We start from the raw sequence: 2,620 nt of genomic DNA, 5'->3' as shown, positions 1-2,620 counted from the left end.
CGGTGATAAATGATAAAGTATTTCGATATCTTTGCAGGCATCGGCGGATTCCGCTCTGGACTTGAGAAAGCGGGCGGATTCAAGTGCGTCGGTTATTGTGAAATAGACAAATATGCAAAGAAAGCATACGAAACGTTGTACGATACAAGAAACGAGGTGTATTACGATGATGCAAGAAAGATCGACCCCAATGAGCTGCCCGATCTCGACATTATATGCGGAGAAATTACCAAGCACAAATTTTACGAAAAAAATCACAGCACCTGTTATGAGTGCTGTGATTTTTGATTCCGATAAACTGGAATCTGTTAATGTTATTTAATTGTCCAATATCCATCATAGGCATATCCAGTTTTTCCATTCAATAAATGTTCCGATTTAGTGAATCCCACTTTCTGAATTGCTTTAATTCTTTCTATCGCATATATTGGAGCCTTAGTAAGTACACCTGTATATCCTAACATTTTCTCAAATTCTGGTGTGATAAGTGAAAAAATATCATACAATTCATTTTCCTGTTCATAATCACTTCTCACATCTACTCTCAAAATACCCATGTTATTAAATTCATCATCGGACACTCTCAAGCATAATTCAACCGTTCCAATTACAGTTGATACTGTCTTGTCAACAATCGAAAGTCTAACGAACCAACCTTTTTCATATGACATCCGCCAAAAGTCCATCGCTGCTTCCATTTTTTCTTTTGACGCATAATAGAAATTATCTCCATTACAATTATCACTGTTAAAGAATGGCAATGCGTTCTTATCGCTATATACTTTTAATAAATCATTGCAATCTTCATTCTGAAATAATCTAAGTATAAACTTTTCATTTTCTAATACAGGACATGATTCATAAATATTCATAAGATACCTCCAAATTCCGATTTGTTGGGCAGTTTATCCCAACAAATTTTCTAAATTATTATATCATATCCCCCAAAAAAAATCAAATAGAAAGGACAATAAATTTTGCTTGATCTCCGAATTCGGCAAAAGCAATAAGTTATAACTCCTGCAATTCTACAAAATGATGATCAGATACCTTAAGCTTGCAAGAAAAATAAAAGAATCAAAGCCACAGGAATGTCCGATGCACAGCTTTACAAACAGGCAGGAAATGCGGTGACAACTAATGTCATCGAGGCTTTGGCAAAGTATATTTTAGATATCGAAAAGGAGAATACAAATGGATAATATGGTGAAAACATTTGTGAATGAGGAGTTTGGCTCGGTGAGAACTATCGAGGAAAACGGAAGGGTGATGTTTTGTGGAAAAGACGTGGCTCTCGCATTGGGGTATAGCGATACGAACAATGCGATAAAAACTCATTGCAAAAAAGATGGGGTGGTGATTCACCACCTCATAGATTCAATGGGCAGAAAGCAAGGTGCTAAGTTTATTTCTGAAGGTAATCTTTACAGACTTATATCCCACTCCAGACTTCCCTCTGCTGAAAAATTTGAAAGTTGGATATTTGATGATATCCTCCCAACTATCCGCAGAACAGGCGGCTATGTTTCAAACGAAGAAATGTTTATTGAAAACTACCTGCCCTTCCTCGACGAACCGTACAAAAATCTTTTCCGTCTGCAAATGACGTTTATCAGCAAATTGAATGAACGGATCAGAAATGATAAGCCTCTCGTGGATTTTGCTCTGCACGTTGCCGACAGCGAGGATCTCATAGATATGAATGCTATGGCAAAGCTTGCGGCTGATAAAAATTTCAATATCGGCAGAACAAGACTGTTTCGCTGGCTGAAAGAAATGGGAGTGCTTATGTCAAACAATCTGCCGTATCAGAGATATATTGACCGCAGATATTTTGTTGTAAAAGAGTCGGTGTTCGAGGTCGAGGGTATGAAAAAGACTTATCGGCAGACGTTTGTGACGGGAAAAGGTCAGCTTTTTATCATAGGTCTGCTGAGAAAATATTACGGAAAGGAGATGTCGTGATGTCCAAAAAGCCAAAATGTCCGCTGATAGGTCAGGACGGAAATATATTCAATCTTATGGGCATAGCCTCAAAAACGCTGAAAAGGAACGGAATGTATGATGAGGCAAAGGAAATGTGCAGCAGAATAACATCTTCGAGCAGTTACTATGAGGCCTTGAATGTTATCGGCGAGTATGTTGAGATCACTTCTATCGATGATGAACAGACAGAAGATGAGGATATGGAAATGGAGATGATGTAAATGACGTATTTGTTCATTGGAATGATGATAGGTGTTATCATCGGAACAACGATAGGTTCTCTTGCCGTGGCTTTTAAGTCTGCTGAAAAAGAGATCGCACGTCTGGACAAGGAGGTAAGTGATGCACACAAACAGAATTAAAGCTAAAGTGGACTTCAAGTTTTGTCTCGGCAGTATTCCTGCAATGCTGAGAGCCACAAAGCCCGTACTTTCGGAAAGGCAGTACAAGGAATTGTGCAACGAGGTCAATAAAGCCAACGGCTATCTTGACCAGAAAAGAATAATTTTCAGCTACGTCGATCCGATCATCAAGGGTTGAAAACAGCGTAAAATCAAATATTTAAGCGTAAAATCTAATATTTAATTAAGTCGTTTTGCCAATGACAGAAAACTTCTGTAATTAGCAAAGCGAC

The 2,620-nt window shown here is 38.2% G+C and carries 5 protein-coding genes and 1 pseudogene; 5 read left to right on the top strand and 1 reads right to left on the bottom strand.

The window, feature by feature from the left end:
* Window positions 1-9 precede the first annotated feature (9 nt).
* Window positions 10-288 (top strand): DNA cytosine methyltransferase, encoded by a 279-nt coding sequence (locus tag DW015_RS00030; protein WP_242993182.1) that lies wholly within the window; start codon window positions 10-12, stop codon window positions 286-288.
* Window positions 289-314: 26 nt separating this feature from the next.
* Here the strand turns inward: DW015_RS00030 and DW015_RS00025 are convergent, their stop codons facing one another.
* Window positions 315-872: an N-acetyltransferase gene (locus DW015_RS00025; RefSeq protein WP_117903305.1), complete on the bottom strand. Its 558-nt coding sequence runs from the start codon at window positions 870-872 to the stop codon at window positions 315-317.
* A gap of 322 nt (window positions 873-1,194) precedes the next feature.
* Between DW015_RS00025 and DW015_RS00015 the strand changes: the two genes are divergently transcribed.
* From DW015_RS00015 to DW015_RS00005, 4 genes and pseudogenes are all read left to right on the top strand, one after another.
* Window positions 1,195-1,965: a phage antirepressor KilAC domain-containing protein gene (locus tag DW015_RS00015; protein WP_117903303.1), complete on the top strand. Its 771-nt coding sequence runs from the start codon at window positions 1,195-1,197 to the stop codon at window positions 1,963-1,965.
* Window positions 1,966-1,970: 5 nt separating this feature from the next.
* Window positions 1,971-2,207 (top strand): annotated as a pseudogene (locus DW015_RS00010) (hypothetical protein); the annotation flags it as partial.
* A complete protein-coding gene (locus DW015_RS13315; RefSeq protein ID WP_181979797.1) occupies window positions 2,208-2,348 on the top strand; it encodes a hypothetical protein in 141 nt (46 codons plus the stop codon).
* Window positions 2,329-2,526, top strand: a complete 198-nt coding sequence (locus DW015_RS00005; RefSeq protein ID WP_117898196.1) for a hypothetical protein — start codon at window positions 2,329-2,331, stop codon at window positions 2,524-2,526. Before DW015_RS13315 ends, DW015_RS00005 begins: the two co-directional genes overlap by 20 nt.
* The last annotated feature ends 94 nt before the right edge of the window (window positions 2,527-2,620 follow it).

The organism is Ruminococcus sp. AF37-20 (assembly GCF_003460465.1).
Classification (GTDB): Bacteria; Bacillota; Clostridia; order Oscillospirales; family Ruminococcaceae; genus Hominimerdicola; species Hominimerdicola aceti.
Note: the sequence above shows the minus strand (reverse complement) of the source record. Positions and strands in the feature narration are given on the sequence as shown.

What these genes read in the sequence shown, in the direction of transcription:
- DW015_RS00030 (WP_242993182.1), top strand. Translation starts at nt 10, where the DNA reads ATGATAAAGTATTTCGATATCTTTGCAGGCATCGGCGGATTCCGCTCT.
- DW015_RS00025 (WP_117903305.1), bottom strand. Translation starts at nt 872, where the DNA reads ATGAATATTTATGAATCATGTCCTGTATTAGAAAATGAAAAGTTTATA.
- DW015_RS00015 (WP_117903303.1), top strand. Translation starts at nt 1,195, where the DNA reads ATGGATAATATGGTGAAAACATTTGTGAATGAGGAGTTTGGCTCGGTG.
- DW015_RS13315 (WP_181979797.1), top strand. Translation starts at nt 2,208, where the DNA reads ATGACGTATTTGTTCATTGGAATGATGATAGGTGTTATCATCGGAACA.
- DW015_RS00005 (WP_117898196.1), top strand. Translation starts at nt 2,329, where the DNA reads ATGCACACAAACAGAATTAAAGCTAAAGTGGACTTCAAGTTTTGTCTC.